21 protein-coding genes are annotated in these 20,422 nt (G+C 66.1%); 8 read left to right on the top strand and 13 right to left on the bottom strand.

Translation table 11 applies throughout. The features are described from left to right. Window positions 1-400: 400 nt before the first annotated feature. From mftF to ASD30_RS09855, 9 genes are all read right to left on the bottom strand, one after another. Window positions 401-1,888 (bottom strand): mycofactocin biosynthesis glycosyltransferase MftF, encoded by a 1,488-nt coding sequence (gene mftF / locus ASD30_RS09890; protein WP_235532556.1) that lies wholly within the window; start codon window positions 1,886-1,888, stop codon window positions 401-403. After that, window positions 1,885-2,649 carry a mycofactocin-coupled SDR family oxidoreductase gene (locus tag ASD30_RS09885; protein ID WP_056680827.1) on the bottom strand — a complete coding sequence of 255 codons (765 nt, stop codon included), beginning with the start codon at window positions 2,647-2,649 and terminating at the stop codon, window positions 1,885-1,887. Before ASD30_RS09885 ends, mftF begins: the two co-directional genes overlap by 4 nt. Then, on the bottom strand, window positions 2,646-3,320 hold the full coding sequence (mftE, locus tag ASD30_RS09880) for a mycofactocin biosynthesis peptidyl-dipeptidase MftE (protein WP_056680824.1): 675 nt from the start codon (window positions 3,318-3,320) through the stop codon (window positions 2,646-2,648). Before mftE ends, ASD30_RS09885 begins: the two co-directional genes overlap by 4 nt. Beyond that, window positions 3,317-4,561, bottom strand: coding sequence for a pre-mycofactocin synthase MftD (gene mftD, locus ASD30_RS09875; RefSeq protein ID WP_056680821.1), 1,245 nt, complete (start codon window positions 4,559-4,561; stop codon window positions 3,317-3,319). Before mftD ends, mftE begins: the two co-directional genes overlap by 4 nt. Next, complete coding sequence (gene mftC, locus ASD30_RS09870) at window positions 4,561-5,784, bottom strand: mycofactocin radical SAM maturase (RefSeq protein WP_056680818.1); 1,224 nt, start codon at window positions 5,782-5,784, stop codon at window positions 4,561-4,563. Before mftC ends, mftD begins: the two co-directional genes overlap by 1 nt. Next, entirely contained in the window at window positions 5,781-6,080 is a 300-nt protein-coding gene (gene mftB / locus ASD30_RS09865) for a mycofactocin biosynthesis chaperone MftB (protein WP_056680815.1), read from the bottom strand. The genes mftC and mftB overlap by 4 nt, the downstream gene beginning before the upstream one ends. Further along, complete coding sequence (gene mftA, locus ASD30_RS26035; protein WP_082563732.1) at window positions 6,080-6,181, bottom strand: mycofactocin precursor MftA; 102 nt, start codon at window positions 6,179-6,181, stop codon at window positions 6,080-6,082. Before mftA ends, mftB begins: the two co-directional genes overlap by 1 nt. Before the next feature lie 15 nt (window positions 6,182-6,196). Then, on the bottom strand, window positions 6,197-7,702 hold the full coding sequence (locus ASD30_RS09860) for an aldehyde dehydrogenase family protein (RefSeq protein WP_056680814.1): 1,506 nt from the start codon (window positions 7,700-7,702) through the stop codon (window positions 6,197-6,199). A 125-nt stretch (window positions 7,703-7,827) separates the two neighbouring features. After that, a complete protein-coding gene (locus ASD30_RS09855) occupies window positions 7,828-9,468 on the bottom strand; it encodes a sigma-54-dependent Fis family transcriptional regulator (RefSeq protein ID WP_082563731.1) in 1,641 nt (546 codons plus the stop codon). A gap of 147 nt (window positions 9,469-9,615) precedes the next feature. On the opposite strand from ASD30_RS09855, the gene ASD30_RS09850 reads away from it, so the two are divergent. The 5 genes from ASD30_RS09850 (at window position 9,616) to ASD30_RS09830 (ending at window position 14,260) form a co-directional block, all read left to right on the top strand. Beyond that, window positions 9,616-10,728 carry an NDMA-dependent alcohol dehydrogenase gene (locus ASD30_RS09850; protein WP_056680811.1) on the top strand — a complete coding sequence of 371 codons (1,113 nt, stop codon included), beginning with the start codon at window positions 9,616-9,618 and terminating at the stop codon, window positions 10,726-10,728. Next, on the top strand, window positions 10,729-11,664 hold the full coding sequence (locus ASD30_RS09845; protein WP_082563730.1) for an AAA family ATPase: 936 nt from the start codon (window positions 10,729-10,731) through the stop codon (window positions 11,662-11,664). 209 nt (window positions 11,665-11,873) lie between these two features. Further along, complete coding sequence (locus ASD30_RS09840) at window positions 11,874-12,617, top strand: vWA domain-containing protein (RefSeq protein WP_200951129.1); 744 nt, start codon at window positions 11,874-11,876, stop codon at window positions 12,615-12,617. Continuing rightward, a complete protein-coding gene (locus tag ASD30_RS09835; RefSeq protein ID WP_056680803.1) occupies window positions 12,618-13,259 on the top strand; it encodes a hypothetical protein in 642 nt (213 codons plus the stop codon). A 455-nt stretch (window positions 13,260-13,714) separates the two neighbouring features. Then, window positions 13,715-14,260: a hypothetical protein gene (locus ASD30_RS09830; RefSeq protein ID WP_056680801.1), complete on the top strand. Its 546-nt coding sequence runs from the start codon at window positions 13,715-13,717 to the stop codon at window positions 14,258-14,260. A 9-nt stretch (window positions 14,261-14,269) separates the two neighbouring features. Here the strand turns inward: ASD30_RS09830 and ASD30_RS09825 are convergent, their stop codons facing one another. Together ASD30_RS09825 and ASD30_RS27500 are read right to left on the bottom strand one after the other, a co-directional pair. Next, window positions 14,270-15,580, bottom strand: coding sequence for a hypothetical protein (locus tag ASD30_RS09825; protein WP_156393592.1), 1,311 nt, complete (start codon window positions 15,578-15,580; stop codon window positions 14,270-14,272). 877 nt (window positions 15,581-16,457) lie between these two features. Then, window positions 16,458-16,670, bottom strand: a complete 213-nt coding sequence (locus tag ASD30_RS27500; protein ID WP_156393591.1) for a hypothetical protein — start codon at window positions 16,668-16,670, stop codon at window positions 16,458-16,460. Between the two features lie 701 nt (window positions 16,671-17,371). Here ASD30_RS27500 and ASD30_RS09815 point away from each other — a divergent pair. The 3 genes from ASD30_RS09815 (at window position 17,372) to ASD30_RS09805 (ending at window position 19,364) form a co-directional block, all read left to right on the top strand. Next, window positions 17,372-17,773 carry a hypothetical protein gene (locus ASD30_RS09815; protein WP_156393590.1) on the top strand — a complete coding sequence of 134 codons (402 nt, stop codon included), beginning with the start codon at window positions 17,372-17,374 and terminating at the stop codon, window positions 17,771-17,773. Between the two features lie 100 nt (window positions 17,774-17,873). Next, window positions 17,874-18,428 carry a hypothetical protein gene (locus ASD30_RS09810; RefSeq protein WP_056680789.1) on the top strand — a complete coding sequence of 185 codons (555 nt, stop codon included), beginning with the start codon at window positions 17,874-17,876 and terminating at the stop codon, window positions 18,426-18,428. Between the two features lie 588 nt (window positions 18,429-19,016). Next, window positions 19,017-19,364: a hypothetical protein gene (locus ASD30_RS09805; RefSeq protein WP_056680787.1), complete on the top strand. Its 348-nt coding sequence runs from the start codon at window positions 19,017-19,019 to the stop codon at window positions 19,362-19,364. Window positions 19,365-19,570: 206 nt separating this feature from the next. Here ASD30_RS09805 and ASD30_RS26535 read toward each other — a convergent pair whose 3' ends face one another. Together ASD30_RS26535 and ASD30_RS09800 are read right to left on the bottom strand one after the other, a co-directional pair. Then, window positions 19,571-20,161: a hypothetical protein gene (locus ASD30_RS26535; RefSeq protein ID WP_156393589.1), complete on the bottom strand. Its 591-nt coding sequence runs from the start codon at window positions 20,159-20,161 to the stop codon at window positions 19,571-19,573. After that, window positions 20,145-20,363 carry a hypothetical protein gene (locus tag ASD30_RS09800; protein WP_156393588.1) on the bottom strand — a complete coding sequence of 73 codons (219 nt, stop codon included), beginning with the start codon at window positions 20,361-20,363 and terminating at the stop codon, window positions 20,145-20,147. Before ASD30_RS09800 ends, ASD30_RS26535 begins: the two co-directional genes overlap by 17 nt. Window positions 20,364-20,422: the final 59 nt, after the last annotated feature.

Below are 20,422 nucleotides of genomic sequence, written 5' to 3'. Positions count from 1 at the left end.
ATTGACTTCTGCTGTGGGTATGTCACATAACGCCCCCGTCCCGGCTATAGAGTCCGGACGGCTCCTATGGGACGTCCGCCGGGTTGTCGGGCCAGGATGGGCGTCTAGCCTGTGCGTTCACCGTTCTGGGTTCCGCATGTGGGGACCGCCTGTAACCTGAGCGCCCAGTTCAGCCCCCTGCGGAGCTCGCAACGCATCAGGTCGCAAGACCGACGAGCCCTGGGGCTGTCGTGCCCCCAGTGCTGCCAAGTCATCGTTGCTTGCCAGATCGGGCGGGTCGGGGTAGGTGAGATGACCTCGTCGCATGGCCGCGTAGTGCGCCCCTGAGGCGGCTGGGACAGGCCGAGAGCGAGGTCGGCCAGGGTATTTCCCGCGAGGGTGTCGCTGCTGAGATACGGTTTCAGCCTTTCCAGCCGCCGATCATGTTTTCCAGCGTCGCGTTCGCTCGGTGTGAGTCTGTCAGCATTCGTCCATGCCGGCGGGCGGATCCTGGGCGGCTAGCCCACTGCACCGAGAGGGCCCAAGGAGAACGAGCCCTGACAGAGCCCCACCAGAGACCGCCTCCATAGGCCAAGTCGTCCATTCGACGGCCGACGAACGCGGCGACGGGTCGATCGCGCACTCCCTCCGAGGCGGCTGCCACGACGTCGACGACGCAGGCCGTCACGACGGCACGGCGTACCGACCGGCTCGCGATCGCACCGACCACGGCCGCCGGCCACCAGTGGCGCAGCAGCAGCGACGACTCCTGACGCAACGACCACCCGAGTCCGCGTGCGGAGAGCTGGGTTACGAGCCGGGGCGTGACCACGAGCTCGGGGAGACTCGCGGCGAGGGACGAGGCACTGCGAGCGAGGCACGCGGCCGCCACGGGCACGGACCAGCGTCGGCGAAGGAGCAGCGCACCGGCCGCCAGCGCCATGGCCGGCGAGAGCCGGGCCACGGCCGTGTGGTCGCCGTGGCGCTGGGCCAGCACCGCGCCCCCCGTGCCGTAGGCGAACTTGCGCCCCAGCCACCCGGCAAGCGTCGGCCGCGTGTCGTGTCGTGCGACCACCGTGGGGTCGTAGCGGACCGTGTGACCGGCGGCGACGAGGCGCCACACCAGGTCGACGTCCTCGCCGATCCGCAGCCTGTCATCGAACCCGCCGGCGAGCAGGTGCACGCGCCCGACGACACATGCGCTGGGCAGCCAGCCGACGGCCGCGCCGGGACGCACGGAGCAGGCACGACCACCCAGGTCGAGGGACGAGGTGTGCTCGTCGTAGCGCTCGTGCCATCGTGGCTGCACCGAGCGAGCCACGCTGACGACCCGAGGTCCCACCAGGGCCACGCGGGGATCCTCGAAGTGCCGGGCCAGTCGCATCAGCCCCTCGGCGGTCACTTCGACGTCTGAGTCGACGAAAGCGACGTACGGCGAGGTCACCGTCGCCAGCCCGGCGTTGCGAGCGCCCGCGGGCCCCACGTTGACCCGAAGCGGGACGAGGCGGGCACCGTGCCGCGCCACCACTTCGGCGACGGCCTCCGGGTCCGTCGAGCCGTCGTCGACAACGAGTGTGGGAAGCGGGTGCAGCGCCGCCAAGGCATGGTCCAGCTGCTCGGGCCGGTCTCGCACCGGGATCACCACGGTGATCGAGTCGGTCGGGGTCATCGTCGCCAGGACGGGGTCGGCGACGTTGGCATCGAGGAGGCGCTGGGCGAGCACACCGCTTCGGCGGTCGACGACGCGCAAGCGGCCGCGGTCCATCAGCTCGACGGCACCCTCCGTGAGCCTGATGGCCCGCAACGGCGAGCCACCCACCAGCACCCGCCCGTCACCCAGGCACCGTACGTCTGCGCGAATGCTGACCTCGAATCCGTCCGGCAGCCCGGCCGCGAGCGACGCCGTCACGGCGCGAAGCCGCCGTCCGCGTGCAACACACTTCCGTTCACCACGCTACCTGCGGGCGACGCGCAGAAGGCGATCGCGGCGGCGATCTCGGCCGGGTCGATCAGTCGGCGGATCAGCTGGTGGCTCGCGAGCTCGGCGGGCGTGACGTCGTAGAGGTCAGCGGTCGCCTGCAGCATCTGGCTATCGGTGGCACCGGGCGAGACGGCGCAGGCCGTGACACCCGTGCCGACCAGATCCGCCGCCAGTCCCTTCACGATGCCAACGACGGAGTGCTTGACCGCGTTGTACGCCGCCAGGTGGAACATGCCCTGGCTGCCGGCCGCCGACGCGACGGCCACGAACCGGCAACCCGAGGGGTCAGGCCCGGCCAGCATCGCCGGCACCGCGACGGCCGCCGTGTTCCAGACACCCTTGGCGTCCACGTCCCACAGCAGGTCGAGGTCGGCCTCGCTCGTCTCCCATAGCGGCGCCCCACCACGGATGACCGCCGCGGAAGCGACGGCGACGTCGAGTCGTCCCCAGGTCTCGAGAGTGCGCGCGACAGTCTCGGTCAGCGCACCCCGATCTCGTACGTCGACGACCCGGTGCAGCACGGCATCGCCATGGACAGCAGCGACGGCGTCGAGCTCGGCGCGCGTCGCAAGAGGCGCGCCCTCGCAGGAGTCCACCGCCATCACCCGGTAGCCGTCGGCGACCAGCCGAGCGACGGTCGCGGCACCGATCCCCCGGGCCGCTCCGGTGACCAGGGCGACGCGGCTCATGTCACCGGGACCGCGGCCCGTGCCAGGACGTCGCGCACCATGCGCTCGAACAGCAACGCCCCCTCCTTCGCCGAGGCACCGGCCGGATCGCCGAGCACTCCGTTTGCCGAGACGTCACGCACCCCGTTCGTAACGAGCGCGGGCAGGAGCTCCGTGAGGGGCCGGGTGTTGCCGGCCTCGGCCAGGTCGAGACGAACGGAGTTCGGGCACAGGAGCAGCATCAGCGAGGTCTCGGTGCGTCCGGCATGCAGGTCGACGTCCTCGGTCGTGCAGGGCGCCCAGGCAACATCGTGACCTTCGTCCACAAGTTGGCGTACTGCGTCGGTCAGCGCTTGCACGTTGCCGCCGTGAGCATTGACGAAGAGCACACGGCGCGTCCAGGTCCGCATGGACCGCACCAGCTCGACCAGCATCAGGTGCAGGACATCCGTGCCGATGGAGCTCGTCCCCGGGAACGCCTGGTGCTCACCGCTGGACCCGTAGACGACCGGCGGCGCCACCCAGGCGCCGCCTAGGGCCGCGGCGACGGCCTCCGCCACTCCGACCGCGATCGTGGCGTCCGTGTCGAGCGGCAGGTGCGGACCGTGCTGCTCGATCGACCCGACCGGCACCACGACGAGCTCGATCTGCTCGAGCTCGGGCCAGGTGGCGTCCGCGATCCGTCCACTCATGGGCCGGCAACCTCTGTTGCGTCAGCGCCGAGAGCGCGATGGAATCCGGCAGGCACCAGCACGTGGTCAGGAGTCAGCTCGTCGACCGAGGACACGCCCAGGCCCATCAGCGCCGAGTCGATGCCGCCGCGCAGGACGTCGAGGACGTTCTCCACGCCCGCCTGGCCGTTGGCTGCCAGCCCCCAAAGATACGCACGACCGATCATCACTGCGCGCGCCCCGAGGGCGACCGCCTTGACGACGTCGGAGCCGCGGCGAATGCCACCGTCCATCACGACATCGAGGTCGTGACCGACCGCGTCGGCGATCGGCTTGACCATCCGGATCGCGGCCGGCGTGCCGTCGAGGTTGTTGCCGCCGTGGTTGGAGACCGAGAGGCCGGAGACCCCGGCATCGCGGGCCCGCAGGGCATCGTCGACCCGGCAGACGCCCTTGAGCACGAACGGGGTGCCGCTGATCTGCGCCCACTGCTCGCGCATCCACGCCACGTCCTCCCAGGACGGCGGTGGCGTCGTCATCCACTCGTAGTAGGCCATGAAGAACGTCGGCGCACTCCCCAGCTTTCCATCGGCACCCTGGGGTGCGAGGTTGGGGGCGGTGAGGTCGGGGAGCTGCCCGGAGCGTCCGAACTCGTAGAGCCAGCGCGGCTTGGTCACGACCTTGGGCGCCATCCGCACCATCGTCTTGAGGTCGACCTTCTCGGGGATCTCTGGGCTGCCCCAGTCGCGGCCCATCGAGAACGACCAGTCGAGGGTGGCGATCAGACCGACTGCTCCTGCCGCGTGCGCGCGCTGCATGCGTTGCACCACGACGTCGCGATCACCGGTCCAGTACATCTGGAAGAAGGTCGCCGCTCCGGTCGCCGTGACCTCCTCGACGGACTTGGAGGCGAAGTTCGACAACCCCATGATCGTCCCCCGCGTCGCGGCCGCGCGCGCCACGGCCACCTCGCCGCCGGGATGCACCGCCTGGACACCGGTCGGGCTGATGAGGACCGGCAGCGAGATCTCCTGGTCGAGCACGGTCGTGGCCATCGACCGCTCCGCCTGCTGGCCCGCGACGTGCGGTGCGAAGCCGAGCTCGCGGAACGCCGCCTCGTTGTCGTCGATGGTCTGGCCGCGTTCGGAGCCGGCCACCAGGGCGCCGTACACCGGAGCGGGCAGCCGCTTGCGCGCTCGCCGTTGAGCGACGGCGACCGACTCGAACCAGGGGTTCTGCTTCCACGGGTTCTCGAGCTTCATCAGCAACAGCCGCCCTGGCTCGAAGGCTCGTAGCCGGCGAGCGGACTCTCCGCGCACGCCGACACCGGAGGTCGCGTCATCAGCTGGAGCAGCACCGGCTGGTTGCGCGTCGCCCCGGACCTCGAGTGGTCCTGACTGGCGGCCGGGATGCTCCGCTCTCCGGCCAGCGCCGTCTCCCCGTAGCCCTGGACGCACTCCGGATCGGGCCCGTCGAGCGGCAGGCCGGTGAAGAACTTCGCGGCCATGCACCCGCCGCGACACGAGTCGAAGAAGCTGCACTTCGCGCACGCACCACCGGTCTGCGGCGAGCGCAGCTCGGTGAACAGCTCGGAGGTCTGCCACACCCGCTGGAAGCCGCCCTCGGCCAGCAGACTGCCCGCGAGGAAGTTGTCGTGGATCGCGAACGGGCAGGCGTAGACGTCGCCGATCGGGTCGATCAGGCACACGACACGTCCAGCGCCACACAGGTTGAGCCCCGGCAGGCTCTCGCCGAACGCCGCGAGGTGGAAGAACGAGTCGCCGGTGAGGACGTCCTCACCGTGCGCCATCAGCCAGTCGTAAAGCACCTTCTGCTGGGCCGGCAACGGGTGCAGCTCGTCCCACACGTCCGCCCCACGACCCGACGGCCGCAGCCGGGTCAGCCGCAACGTCGCCCCGTAGCGGTCGGCCAACTCCTTGAACTCGTCGAGCTGCCCGATGTTCTCGCGGGTGCAGACGACCGAGATCTTGGCGTCCTTGAACCCCGCGTCCTGCAGGTTCTGCAGCGCGGCGAGCGCGGTGTCGTAGGACCCCGGTCCCCGCACGTAGTCGTTGACGTCGGCAGTCGCGCCGTCCAGCGAGATCTGTACGTCGACGTAGTCGGTCGACGCCAGGAACCGGGCGCGCTCCGGCGTGATCCGCACCCCGTTGGTGGAGAACTTCACCCCGACCTGGTGGTCGACGGCGTAGGCCAGCAGGTGCCAGAAGTCGGGTCGGATGGTCGGCTCCCCGCCACCGATGTTGACGTAGAAGACCTGCATCCGCTGCAGCTCGTCGATCACCGCCTCGCACTGCTCCGTGCTCAGCTCGCGCGGATCCCGCTTGCCCGACGAGGAGAGGCAGTGGGCGCACGCCAGGTTGCAGGCATAGGTGAGCTCCCAGGTCAGGCAGATGGGTGCGTCGAGCCCGAGCTCGAACTGGTGGATGAGCGAGCCGCCCACTGGTCGTTCCTGCACTGCCGTCATCTCGCCAGCTCCTTCTCGCGCGGCCGGATCATGTCGGTGCGGGCGAGGCCACGCAGCGCTTCGCCGTACGCCGCGTGCTGGGACGGCGGAACTCCCGCGGCGACCAGGGCCGACCGGACGTCCGGGTGCTCACCGAGCACCCGGACGACGATCACCAGCTCTGGACGCTTGAGGAAGGTGAGCTTGCGGTTGCCGAAGTGGTAGGCCAACGCACCGAAGGGCTCCGGGCGAAGCGCGACCGACGGCGACAGCGCCCAGGCCCCCTCCAACATGGGGTCCAGCAGGAGGTCAGGCATCAGTAGACGCCACACATGCCGTCGATCGAGACCTCCTCGATCAGGTCCTCGGCAACAACCTCCTCGGCGTTGTCGTGGGTGGTGTCTTCTGGGGGTGTCATGTCTCAACCTTTCGATCAGATGGCGATGTTGACGGACTTGTTCTGCGTGTAGAGATCGATGGCGCCTTCCCCGAGCTCGCGGCCCCAACCGGACTGCTTGAAGCCGCCGAAGGGCATGGCCGCGTCGAAGGCGTTGTGGCAGTTGACCCACACCGTGCCCGCGTTGATCTCGCGCGCAGTCCGGTGGGCCTTGGAGACGTCACGCGTCCAGACGCTGGCGGCGAGTCCGAACGGAGTGTCGTTGGCTTGACGACGGACCCCCTCATCGGCCTTGAACGGAGTCGCGACGGCCACCGGACCGAAGATCTCCTCGCGGTAGACGCTGAACGAGTCGTCCACATCGACCAGCAGGGTGGGCTCGACATAGAAGCCCTCCGTGCCGTGGCGAGCGCCGCCGGTTAGCGCGCGGGCGCCGTCGCGAAGACCTGCCTCGATGTAGCCGGTAACACGTTCGAGCTGGGTGCCGTCGACGAGCGGACCGACCTCGGAGGTGGGGTCGAGGCCGTGGCCGATCTTGCTCGCCCCGGCCACCTCCGCAACGCCTTGGGTGAACTCCTCGAAGATCGACTCCTCCACGAGCAGCCGCGTGCCGGACGTGCAGGCCTGGCCGTGGTTGAAGAGGAAACCACTGGCCACACCGGGGATCGCTGCGCTGAGGTCCGCATCGGCATACACCACCTGCGGGCTCTTGCCGCCCAGCTCCAGCGAGACCTTCTTCAGGTTGCCGCGAGCCGCGTCGACGACAAGCTTGCCGACCTCGGTCGATCCGGTGAAGGCGATCTTGTCCACGTCCATGTGCGAGGCCAGCGCAGCGCCGGCCTCGCCGTAGCCGGTCACGACGTTGAACACACCGTCGGGGAGACCGGCCTCGGCCATCACCTCGGCCAGGAGCAGCGCCGAGAGCGGCGTCTGCTCGGCCGGCTTGAGCACCGACGTGTTCCCGGTGGCCAGTGCGGCCGGCACCTTGAAGGCAGCCATCAGTAGCGGGAAGTTCCAGGGGACGATGCCGCCGCACACGCCGACGGGCTGGCGCAGCGTGTAGGCGTGCCACTGCGCGCCGGGAGCCCACGGGACCGAGACCGGGATGGTCCGGCCCTCGATCTTGGTGGCCCAGCCGGCGTAGTACGCGAAAAGCTCTGCGGTCCACAGGACGTCGACCGCCTGGGCGACGCCGGCAGACTTGCCGTTGTCGAGAGACTCGATCTGGGCGAACTCCTCCGCGCGATCGCGGATGGCCTCGCTTATCTGGAACAGGATGCGCTGCCGCTGGGCGGGCGTCCAGAGCGACCACTCGCCCTCGAACGCGGTGCGCGCGGCCGAGACGGCCCGGTCGATGTCTTCGGCGCCGCCGCGGGCGGCCGTCGTGAGGACTCGACCGGTGGCCGGGTCGATGGTCTCGAACGTCTCGCCGCTCGCGGCGTCCACCCATTCGCCACCGATGAACAGTTGCTTCGGGGCTTTCAGGAAGTCACGCACGGCAGGCAACACCGAAGCGTGCAGGTCGGGTAGAACAGCGGTCATGGGATGCCTCCGGGTACGGGGGCCAGCACCGTGCTAGGTCCATGAGACAGGATCACTCCCGTTGGTCCGCGCCGTTGTTCAGTCTCTGGACACTCCACGGCGACGACGACGGCGATCAAGGGCGATCAATACGTCGTGATGCGCAGCGTTCGCATGCGCGCGTAGAGAGTTGTGCGCGACATGCCCAGTTCGTCGGCTGCTCGCACCTTGTTGCCGTCTGCTGCCTTGAGCGCCGTGACGATCACGTCTCGCTCCGCCTGGTCCAGGGCCGTCAGCCGATGATCGGGCGACGTCACGCGGTACTGCTCCGGGAGGTCCGGCACGGTGAGGGCTCCGACAGTTCGCTGCTGGGCCAATTGGTGGATCACGGCCTTCAGCTCACGCAGGTTGCCCGGCCACGGTTGGGCGGTGAGGGCCCCGATGAGGCTCGGAGCCAGGTGAACCGCCCCGTTGGGTGCGACCTCGCTCAGCATTGCCGCAGCCAGGCCGGGGATGTCCTTGCGTCGCGCGGACAGCGGGACGAGCTCCTCTCGACTCATCGCCATCCCGGCCAGAGCGGCCGCGCGACCGGTGAGGCCCGAGACCGGTCCTGCGGTGAAGATCAGGTCTGGGCGCGGGTCCCGCTCCACCCAGTCGACGACGAGGTCGAGCAACTCATCGGGCAGCAGGTCGATCCCGTCCACGCAGACCGTCCCTTTCGGACGACGCATCGCGTCCTCGAACTCGCACGCCCACTCGGCACCACCTTCGAGGAGTGCCGCCGCAGGTCGCATCATCTTCAGCGGGGGATGCTCGGCCGCCAACTCCCTCGCCCGCGTGGAACGACCAGTTCCCGGGACGCCCGTGATGATGCGAGGGGCACCGATCTCCTTGAGCTGGGTCTGAGTCATCACCGCCCGAGCCCGGTCCCCGCTCACGCGGTCCACCCGCAGGAGCGCGCCCCGTCGAGCGCCTCCCACTCGCGAGATCTCGATGCTCACAGCGTCGCCTCCCTCGAGCGTGAGCTCCAGGGTCTGCTCCTGTCGCTGCGGCTCCTCGGCAAGCGCGCGAAGCAGCGCGATGTCGCCGGGACTGAGCAGGTCGTTGGCGGCGTGGTTGGACAACACGATGTCCTCCCCGATCGCCAAGATGGCTCGGCGGCGCAGGCCGGCGGCCGCCTGGAACGCCTGGAGCAGACTCTTCTCCGACGTTCGGCTTCCGTCGAGGAGTCGCTGCTCGATGTCGTGCACAGCCCGGGAGACCAGCGGCGGCAGGAGCGGGCTGCTCTGCTCGGCGATCGTCGTGATGTCGAGGACGCCTTCGATGCGTTTGGTGAGCGGGTGCCTGATCGGGTGGCCGTAGCAGCTGAACCTCTGGAGGGCCTGCGCGAAGTGTTCGCGCCCGTTGATGCTGATGCCCTGCCGGGTGACCATGGCGGTGCCCAGCGCGTTGGTGCCGATGTTCTCCTCCAGAAGGCTGGCTCCGAGCGTGACCTTGAGCGAGTCGAAGCCGTCCTCCAGGCGCGGGTCGTCGAACCATCGCCGAACGACGCGGCAGTCGCGGTCCACCAGCAGCGTGGAGTAGTTGCTTCCTCGCAGATGATCCTCGAGCTCTTCGAGCACCGGCGTCGCACCCGTCAGCAGCGAACTGCCCGGGTCGACGTCGTGGGCCGCGGTGTCGAACTCTGCGGACGGGTCGAGACCCGCCATGGTCACGCGTCTCCACGACAGCGCGATGTCTTCGCGGACGCTGGTGCGTGGTGGTCCAGCAGACAGGTGCGGGTCCATGTGGCGGGTTCCCTTCGCAGCCGGCGGCCGGGTGACCGCCGTCACAAAGTCTGGGGGACGCCGCGATCGCGACTTGTCCAGATATTGAACAGAATCTCTGCCGATATCTTGCCACGGTGTGAGCCCGATCACAACCTAGGAGCCCCTGTGAAGACCATCGCCGCCGTCGTTTACGAGACCGGTAAGCCGATTGAGATCGAAGAGCTCGACCTCGACGGACCGCAAGCCGGGGAGGTCCTGATCCGCTACACGCACGCCGGTCTGTGCCACTCGGACGTGCACATCGCGCATGGTGACCTCGAGGCGCGCCTCCCGATGGTGCTGGGCCACGAGGGCGCCGGCATCATCGAGGAAGTCGGCCCCGGCGTCACGCGCGTCAAGGTCGGCGACCATGTCGTCTGCTCGTTCATCCCCAACTGCGGCAGCTGTCGCTACTGCGCCAGTGGCCAGCAGTCGATCTGCGACATGGGTGCCACCATCCTCGAGGGCTACCTGCCGGGCGAGCGCTTCCCGATCTCCGGTCCGCGCGGTCAGTACGGCGCCATGTGCATGCTCGGCACCTTCAGCCAGTACGGCGTGATCCACCAGAACTCCTGCGTCAAGGTCGATGACGACCTGCCGCTCGAGAAGGCGGTCCTCGTGGGCTGCGGTGTGCCGACCGGCTGGGGCGCTGCCGTGAACACCGCCAACGTCAAGGCGGGTGACACCGTTGCGATCTACGGGATCGGCGGCATCGGCATCAACGCCGTGCAGGGCGCCCGCCTCTCGGGTGCCAAGAACATCGTGGCCATCGACCCGTTGGAGAACAAGCGCGAGAAGGCGATGGAGCTGGGCGCGACGCACGCCTTCGCCAGCGCCGAAGAGGCACAGGACAAGATCGTGGAGCTCACCCGTGGCCAGGGGGCCGACTCTGCGATCCTCACGCCGGGACTGCTCACCTCGGAGATCGTCGCCAGTGGCTTCAACGCCATCGGCAAGGGCGGCACCGTCGTAGTGACCGGGTTGAACAAGCTCGACGAGCAGAACATCGAGCTGCCCGGCTCGATCCTGACCCTGTTCCGCAAGACCATCAAGGGCAGCCTCTTCGGCGACTGCAACCCCACCGTCGACATCCCCAAGATCCTCGGCCTCTATCAGAGCGGCGACCTCAAGCTGGACGAGATCATCACGCGCACGTATCGCCTCGACCAGGTCAACGAGGGGTACGACGACCTCCTCGCCGGCAAGAACGTGCGCGGCGTCGTGGTTCACGAGCACTGAGTGAACACAGCACCGATTCCCGCCAAGGGTGCGACGACGTCCCTCGTCGCGCCCTTGGCCGCGGTCGCCCGCGCGGACGAGGCCCAGATCCTCGAAGCCGCGCTGCTCAGTGGCGCCCACGTGCTCCTCGAGGGCCCACCCGGGACCGGCAAGTCCACCCTGCTCCGGCAGGTAGCTCGCGATAGGGAGATCCCGTTCGTCCTGGTAGAGGGCAACGCGGAACTCACGCCCGCGCGCCTCATCGGGCACTTCGATCCGGCCCTGGTCCTGGAGCGCGGCTATGCGGCCGAGATCTTCGAGGACGGGCCGCTGCTCGAGGCGATGAGGACCGGCGGCCTGCTCTATGTCGAGGAGCTCAACCGGATTCCCGAGGAGACCCTGAACGTGCTCCTTGCCGCGATGTCGGAGAAGGAGATCGCCGTACCCCGTCTGGGACGCGTCTTCGCGGCGCCCGGCTTCGGCGTCGTCGCCGCGATGAACCCCTTCGACGCCGTCGGCACGGCGCGTGTCTCCAGCGCCCTGTATGACCGCACCTGCCGCATCTCGATGGGCTATCAGTCGGCCGAGGCGGAGCGCGACATCGTCTCCCTGCACTCCCCCGACATCGACCCGTCCTGGCGTGCCAAGGTGGTGGCTCTCGTGCGTGCCTCCCGCGAGCACGATGGCCTCGAGTGGGGTTCGTCGGTGCGCGGCGCGATCGACATTGCCCGGATCGCGGTGGAGCTGGCCGGGCTCCGCGGCGTGCCGGTCGATGACTGGCATGTCGGCCTGGCCGCTTCGACGGTGTCCCTCAGCGGCCGGATCCGACTCCACGACTCCACTGGCCGCAGCCCCGAGGACGTGGTGCGCGAGATGTACGAGCGGATCTTCGGGCCCGAGCCGACAGACGACTCGACGGACGACTCCGACTCCGAGGGGTCGCCGGGGGAACCCTGAGCCCGCCACCCCCGGCGGGCTCGCCCCAGCCGAAGCCCAGCCCGGAAGCGCGTGACCGCCCGCGCGGTGAGCGCACGACCGGCCGATCCGACCTGGCCCGCAACCCGCGGTTCGCCGAGCTGTCACCGGAGGTCGGCGTCCTCGACCAGGAAGCTCTGAACTCGGCGCTGGCGGACGGCGCCGACGAGACGCTGTCGCTGCTGGTAGAGATGTCGTTGGCGACCGACCCGGAACTTCGCAGCCAGGTGCGTCGCCTGGCTCCTCGGCTCATCCTGGATCAGACACGGCGTGGACTGCCGAAGTCATCCGGGATCTCGAAGCGGCGCATCCGCCCAGCCCTGGACGCCGGCGACGTCGACCTCGACCGATCCATGGACCGGGTGCTCTCAGCCCGCGCGGAAGGCCGCAGTGCGCGACTCGACGAGCTCCTCGTCAGCGACTGGTCGAAGCCTGAGCTCGCGCTGTGCCTGGTGATCGACAGGTCGGGCTCGATGAACGGTGCCCGCCTGACGACAGCGGCGGTGGCGGCTGCCGCTTGTGCCAGCCTGGCCCCCCGCGAGAACGCGGTGATCACCTTCGCCGCCCGGGTCGACGTGCTCAAGTCGATGACCGAGCGGCGATCGGCCAGCGAAACGGTGGCGTCGATCCTGTCCCTGCGCGGTCACGGGACGACCTCGCTGGCCGCCGCTCTCGAGCAAGCCCGCTCGCAGTTGACCAAGGCCGGCGCTCGGCGCAAGGTGACCCTGCTCCTGTCGGACTGCCGGGCCACCGAGGAGTTCGAGGCCACGGCTGCGGCGTCCAACCTCCAGGAGCTGATCATCCTGGCTCCGAGCGACGACGTGGAGGCAGCCGAACAGTTGGCTCGCGTCTCGGGAGCCGCCTGGGCCGCGGTTGAAAGCGTGCTCGACGTGCCGCGGCTGCTCAATCGGCTGATGGCCGACGACCGCGTCTAGGTGATCGATTTCAGCTCGGGGAACTTTGTAGAGGCCATGGAGCGGGCCATTGGGGCGAAGGCAACACATGACTCATGGGAAACGCGCGAAGAACAGGCGGAGCGACTGCGCGACAGACTTTTGAGCCGTCCCGGCGGGGAGGACCTCATCAAGGTGGCCGAGTGGGCGCTGACACTTGATGAAGACAATGACGACGACATGGCTTCCTTGGTCCGCGTTCTGCCCTGGATGGATCTCACCTCAATCAAGTGGCTATGGGAGTGGGATGCGCCGGCCTTTGGTCGGGTCATCCAGCGCTTTGCCGAGCACGTCGGTGTCGGCAGTTTCTCCTTTGAATACTGCGACACTCTCGCCAACTTTCTGCGTCGCGTGGCACGGGGAACTCAGAGTCCGAAAGCGTTGGGTCAGGTCGTCCGCGCTCTCGCGCGGCTCGGAACACACCACAACCGCTGGCACGTCCGCGATGTGCTTGTAGAGGTCCTGCAAGACGTCAAGTCCGAGGAGGCCGCCAGTGAGGCGGTGGAGGCGCTTCGCTCGATCCCACTCGACGAACTGCGTTGGTCGATCACCGACTTCACGATCCGAAGTCTCCCGGCGACGGTGCGGGCTGGGCTAGCGTCGCTCGTCGCGACCGCTTCTTAGATCGGATGCACCGGTAACGCGCGAGCGACTCTCGCTTTGCGTAGGCCGATAGGTGTCCCCTGAGTTGTTGCGCGTGTTGCAGTGTCTGCAGCTTTGGCCTTGGTGCGCGGCGCTTCCATCGATTCAAGATCCTGGTGAGAGATGGCTAGATCCGGGATTGGACATCCAGCGACCTAACGAGAATGCAGTGGGCGACGAGTAGCTGCTCGGAGCGATGCCGGGCTCAGGTTGCTGCACCTGCAGGAAGTCGTGTCTCCCCGTGCGGTATTGCAGCCAGTGGGTATTCCGTCGAATGTCGTCAGCTTCCCGGGGAGACGACAGCTACAGCCGCAACCCCATGCGGGCTGTAGTCGAGGCACTCAGGGCGGGAGTCCCTGCTGGAGCGAATCAGCGCTCTTACGGACACTCGGTCCATTCCCGCGTCCAGCAACCATGGCGCTAGATAGGGTCCACTCATGGCCGACCAGGAGTTCACCCCCATTCTTCCGCAAGACGGAGCGACAGAAGCTTGGGTCAGGTTGCCCGCAGGGAAGTACGTGGTGAGCGAGGCTATCTACAGCTTGGGCTCCCTCGACCACGACAGCTTCTGGAAGCCGCTCATTGATCAGCCCTCGGTGGGAGGCATCCGCGCCGGTGCATGGGCCGGACGGGCCGCCGCGGTCCTGGAAGCCAGCGAGATGGGCTTCCCCCTATCTGCCCCGAACTCCTGCACCGCGCTCAACGGACTCATCGGTGTGGTTTCCATAGACCTGCTCAAGGTCAATGGCGTGGATGTTGAGCCTCTCCTGGGCAAGGAGATCAACCTCGGGAACTGCTCCGATTCCATGCGCGAAAAGGCAGCCACCAACAGTAGGTTCGCCAAGGATCTGGACCGGGGGTTCTGGGTGGGTGGCCATCCCTACGTGGAAGTCTGCGAAGGAGACACCCTGACCCGCAGGCGCTTAGCGGCGGATCGCCTTGAGTTGGATCTCGCAGGGCTCATCGTGGATGCGAAGGCCTGACTCGCACAGTCACAATCGGTAGAGGAAGGTCGAGTCACCTTTGTAGACCTCCAGGCCACCCGCACCTGCCGGAACCAGCAAGGGCATGACGACGAAGCGCTTCCGCAGCTCAAGCCAGTTGGGATGCTTGAGCATGGCGGTGAGGTTGGCCCGATCCTCAGCGTCCGGGGTGATGTAGAAAATCTTCTCGAAGCTGGTGGAGCGGTAGGTCTGGAGAATGTCCTCCATCCTCGCCTTCCCCTTCCAGTTCAACTCAACCTCCACGGCAGCCTTAAAGTCGTCTCGCCCTACGACCAGATCCGGGATCTTCACTGCTGGCTTGCCCCGCACCTGGGTGACCTCCTCGGCTAGTGCGGCATAGGGAGCGGACTCAGGAAGGTGGGAACGGCGTCGAGCGGCAGTGATGAGGGGTTCGGCGTAGATGGTCCAACCGTTGGCTTGGAGACGCTCAGCGTTGCGCTCACGGACACGCTGATTGTGGCGAGCGGCATCCTCGTACTCCTTGGACCCGACCGTGGCTTCCAGCTCCTCAAAGCTGGTCATGCCGAGAACATTGAGCGAGCCGCCTTGGAGTGCAGCGCCGATGTAGGCCATCACGAAGTTGTGGGGCATGCGAGCCCACTGTGCTCGGGCGGGAGCCTTGGCCGGGATCACTCCCTTGAAGGGCGACTGCTTCACGCTCTTGGAGGTCGGTGCCCAGAGGCTGGTTGTGTCGTGGAGCGGACGCTCCGTGACGAAGCCATATTCCTGAAGCCCCTTTAAGCGTCTGTAGGCGTTCTTCTCGCTCGTGTTGTGGAGCAGGGCCAGATGCTTGGCCTTCGCGTACTGGAACTGGGTCAGGAACGCCAGGAAGTCCTTGTCCTGCTGGGTGAGCCCACGGCGATACCAAGTGGGGTGGGCAGCGTGGTTGGCCGCTCTCTTCACGGCTCGCTTCGCTTTGGCAGCCTCCCGTCGCTGCGTTTCCTCCAGGAGCTTCAAGGCCTCAGCCTCGTGGGGAGCCTTCTCGTCGGCGGTGAGCTTGCCGTAGTCACTGGCTCCCTCGCCGGATAGATCGAGCTTCCGAGGAGCGGGGGTGATCTCAAGGCGCGTAGGCCAGGGCGTCTCTGGCCGCACTTCTGGCTCCTCATCATCGTTGGCCAGGTGCTCCAGCTGTTCAGCTATAGCGTCTTTCAGCTCGCTTTCGCTGGGTGGCATTGGTGGGCTTGCTGGTGCTGGCAGGGGAAAGAGGGCGTCTAGCTTCGCGGCTATCCACGCCTCGTCCTTGCCCTGGGTTCGGTAGTTCTGTGCGGCGAGTGCGCGGTTGTCTTCGATGGTGCTCATGGGTTTAGTGGCTTCCGTGGGACCACACTGCCTTGGGAGAGCCGCGTGGTGGGGGTGTAACCCAGGCCAATATCGGGGTCCCAAGTCAGGTGCACCCTGTTGGCCACCCCCTACACGCACGCGCAGCAAGAACGGGGGAAAAAGCAAATGACGCTTCGCGTCATAGAAAGCACTGGCAGCGATGCTGCACAGTCAGAAGCTAGAACTGGCTGGACCAGTTCTGAGGGGAAGAGAAAGCTCTTCCCCTGACCCCATCCCGCCAGACCCCCAGAGGGGGCACTGTCGGCCGCCCAGTCAGGCACTGTAAACAGTGCGACAAGATGCTCACAAGGCGCGCAAGCGCTCTCCGCATTTCGGGTGCCCTTCGGGCCCCTCGCTGCGGTATGTAACAGGTCGACACCCCGATTCTCACCCTCCAAACGTGGAGAGGCGAAGCCCCGACACTGGGAGTAGGGGAGCGGGCAGCGGCAGCAGTGTGCCGCGCCTCAGCCCAGCGTCAGCAGGGCTTTCTTTTTTCTGGACCAGCTCTCGGCAGCTACTAGCACCTTCAGACCGAGGGTCTGTCTGGCCGGAGGAAGGGGACGGTTCAGCCACTAATGTGGACCCGACCGCACGACCCTGAAGACCGCTGGCGAGGTGCCTCGAGGATGCCCGATGACGACGCTGTCGAGGATTACTGCGACGAGTGTGGGGCCCTCATCACTTGGGGATCTGTAAAGACGCTCGTCACGTCTTCCGATGGCTCAGAACGCGTGCTTTGTGGTCCATGCGCGGAGGCCGAACACGACAGGCTCTGGAACGGTCCGTAGCGGGAAGTTCCTAGTCGCTTGCAACGGGGATGCCCCAGGCGGTGCCTTCCCGATTCAAGGGGTGCTGGTCAGAGTGCCAGGCGAATGAGTATCCAGCCGTCAACAGAAGGTTTGCCTGCGTCAAAGGCTTCGATGCCAATGCCGACGTCCACCGTGTGTGCTCGCTTCTGAACGTCACTGAATGCGCCCGCGAGGATCTGGCGCACGTGCTCGGCTGTGGGCTGGTCGGGAGCGGTGATCCCGGTCCCCCGAGGAGAGGTCGCAATGAGTAGAACCGGCATGGTCACATCATTGCGACTCGTACCGACAAGGTGTGGCGGCGGGGCCACGGCCAGTCAGAGCCAGTGGGAAAGTTTCTGTTTCACCCGGTCGAGCAGCGTAGCTACGCTCTACCACTTCGGTAGCCAGTGGACTCCTGCTCTAAGTCGCCGAGCGCAGGGCTTGGGCTTGCTGGTGCGCTGTCCTGAGCGTGCCAACAGCTTTGGACAACTTCGCCGAGGCCATAGGGAAAGGGACGGTGTACAGGTCCCACGTGACGCCGTCGTTGGTCTTATGTCGCTGAATCAGGTCAGGCTCGGTGATGGCCAGTCGTCTCACTGTGGACCGGCGCATTGGCAGGGGATGGGTGCCTCTGCCGTCGCTGATATCTGTACTCAGCGGTCAAGTCCTCAGCACCAAGGGGGTGTCCTATGGCTCAGTATCACGTCAATCCGAAGACCGGAGATCCCTCGCTATGTAGAGCTGGTGATCCGGCGAACTGCCCGTTCGGTGGTTCCGCTGGCCACACCCAGGACCCGCTTGCTTGCTATGAGATCTACGCCCGAGTCATGGCGGACTACCTCGTCCCTCGTCCCATCAAGGCATCTCAGCGAAAGTTTCCAGTGAGCGCTGAGCGACGAGCAGCAGTGGAGGCATGGGTGCACCCCCTTGTGCTTGAGAGGCGGGCACGACGAGCCGGAACACTCATCGGAGGCGGGTTGTGGTGAGTGCGAGGTTCCACATCAACAGCAAGGGTGACCCTGCTCCCTGCCGGGCCAGTATTCGCGACTGTCCGCTCGGCGGAGAAAGCCCTCATTTCGACAATGCGGAGCAGGCCGCTCGATGGGTCTTCGAGCAAGAACTGGCAGCGAGCGAGGAGGAGTTCTACAACCAGCGCCTCAGTGATGAAGCCATGGATGAATGGGACGACCAGTACCGACAGCAGGAGCTTGATCAAGCTGGGCTCGATGCATTCGACGCCTACAGACTCGAACCCGCTGAGATCGAAGCACCAGCTGACTTGCACGATTCCTTCGCGGTGTCCGCCCATGAGGAGAAGCGGCTGCTCGCCATGACCGAGGAGGAGCGGGAGTGGGAGTTCGGGCTGGACGAGGAAGCAGGCTAGCCAGGCCCTAGCCGCGTATGCGAGCTATTGCGGGTGGAGTTCATTCCGATAGTCAATCTCGGCCTGTTTCGCAGTGGGCCACTTGACTGAAGGAATCCAAATGATCGACACAGCTCTACCGGAGCCAACCCTGCAACCCGACGAGATACTCGTCCTCGACCTCCAAGCAGCCCGAGGCATGCTCTTCACTAAACGAACAAAGGTCGGCAAGACCTATGACAACGCGCTGAAGATCCTGGAAGAGGCCATCCCCACGATTCTCGTTCGCGGCTTTACTGTCGCCAAGCTCGGCAATGCTTTCCTCGCTGACCAATGCGGACTGACCGCCTACGAGGCGAAGGAAGCGAAGAAGCTACTGAGTCGTCAGGGGATCATCACGCTCGTAGAGATGAGCGTCGCAGGAAAGTCCGTGGCGACTTGGAGGCTCAACGACGCGCTACTGAGGGTGGAGAAGCGCAAGTTCAAGAACATCTGGAGTCTCCGCTACTACTGGCAGGAGGCCTTGGGTGCAGAGCGAGCAGATCGCCTGTGGGACCACTGCTATGAGAAGACCGATCCACGACGAACGCCTAAGAAGCTCCTCGTTACTGCTCGGACGCTCAACGAGGACGAGTGGGTCGAGCTGAAGAGTCTTGATAGAACACCTGTGTCTTGATGCGCTGCGAACTTGCACAACGACGCTCACGAAAGCCCCTGACGTTCCTTCAGTCTGTTGGGGGCTTTCGTATGGGAGCCGCCCAGGGACCGTTCGCCACGCTGCCGAACTCCACCCGCAATAAATAAGCTTCGCTAATGCTTGTTGGCAGGAGCTCCGCCGTGCGGGGCTCTGGTAACAGCCAGTCAACACTGTGGCTGTGGCAGCGTTGGGACTGTCGGAGCGCTGAACATTGGCATCGAGGTTCAAGCGCTGCGCAGCAGCAAGACGCTTCCGAAGCCCCCGGAGGGAAGGGGGCGAAGGGTGGCGCAGCCACTAGATCTAGGGGGTCTGGGGGAGGCGGTCATGAGCCGTCCCCCAGGTATCGGCACAACAAGTGACTCCGCAAGACAGGCAAGTGCAGCGGGCAAGAGGCGGAACGTGCCAGCGCCCCGCTGCCTTCTAACAGACTTTAAGAACCCCGCAGGCGCGGGTGGCCAGTTGTAAGGAAGCGTCTCCCGGCGAATGAGTCGCACGCGCACGCACGCGAGGCAGGGACGGGGCGGCGCCGCCGTGACCTTGTGTCGCTGACTTCCGATAGCTATCTCCATGAACAAGGACAGACTCCATAGAAGCCCCGATGGGGTCTACCGCAAATGCCAGATCCAAGTGGAGGGTTGCCCCTTCGAGGACCGAGAACACGTCACGATCACCCAGCTGGCGATGGCCGGGGGAGCCACCGTCAACTACGGCCATGGGGACCGGAAGATCTCGCGAGTAGTGGAGGGCGTCTTCATGGTGGAGGACCAGCGAAAGCGCTGGTATCGAGTGAACGGGCAATCGTTGAGCGGTGGAGCCTTGCGGGCATGGAAGCGGCTGCACTTGGAGTACTTCCTGGAAGTGGTCGCCGGACGCGTCAACTACGTGGCCGATCGCAATGCTCAATTTCGATCCTGAGATCACCCGCTACAGCCGCGCTGGTGCCTGGGTTAGCGCCGACGGTCGCTGCTGTCGCCGAAGTGTTCTCGGCGAAAGACTGGGTTCTGCACGGTCACGCAGCCGGTCGTTCCCCTCGACAGGCATCCCGTCCTGAGCAAGCCTTCAGAACTCACGGAAGAACGGCCCGACTACCTCAGTAGTCGAGCCGTTCGGCGGGTTTCAGCTCAGGAAGTTGGAGTGCACACCTTCTTCATAGCATCGAGATGAACCGCCGCCGTCGCTGTTGCCTGATCCTCGGTCTTCTCAATGTTGCCTCCCCAGGTACAGACAAGGACGGCACCGGAAGAAGAGCTAGCCACGAGCCCGGCGAGGGGAATGAAGCCCCCGGTGTCTGGTTCGCTTCCTACATAGCCCCAGGAGTAGCCCTCCGCTGAGATCTCCTTGAAGGAGCCTGCTCGGGCCGCCAGGAACGCCTTGTAGGAGGCGAAGCGTTGTGCGTCCTCGCTTCCAGCGCTCAATGCACTGAAGCCAATGACGTGCACCGGATTCTTGGGGTCTCGGGAGACACGGGTGAGGTCTTCCTCGCTAGAAACTTCGTCGCTCAACGGGGACGTGAGGGTTGGATCAACCGAGCGCACTGCCCGATCTGGAACCGCATTGACGGTCTTGGTGGGATCAACGGCGACTGTTGTTGCAGCGGGAGGCCTGGCCTCAGGCTTCTGCGTCCCTTTGTTGCTTGAGTTTGTGCAGGCGGTCAGGCCCAGGGCGAGGGTGAGTACAGGTAGCAGCAACGCCGCCTTAGGTGGTTGTTTCATGGTCTTCTCCTAGAAGGTCTGGTGTTAGGTGCCCTCCGCATTTGCGGTAGAGGGCGAGCACGAGCGCACGCTCGATGCGGATACGGCCGGTGTTGAAGAGAGGCACCTCTTCCCGGTAGAGCAGCTCGCGCATGCCCTTCGGGGTTAGCTCGAATAGTGCGGCGGCCTCACGCACGGTCATGAACTTGTTTGGTGCAGTCATGGGGTTAGTCCTCCTCTTTCTGATAGTGGAACGTATGGCAACTATCGGAACGAGAAGCA

It is taken from the genome of Nocardioides sp. Root140, assembly GCF_001426745.1.
GTDB lineage: Bacteria > Actinomycetota > Actinomycetes > Propionibacteriales > Nocardioidaceae > Nocardioides.
Note: the sequence above shows the minus strand (reverse complement) of the source record. Positions and strands in the feature narration are given on the sequence as shown.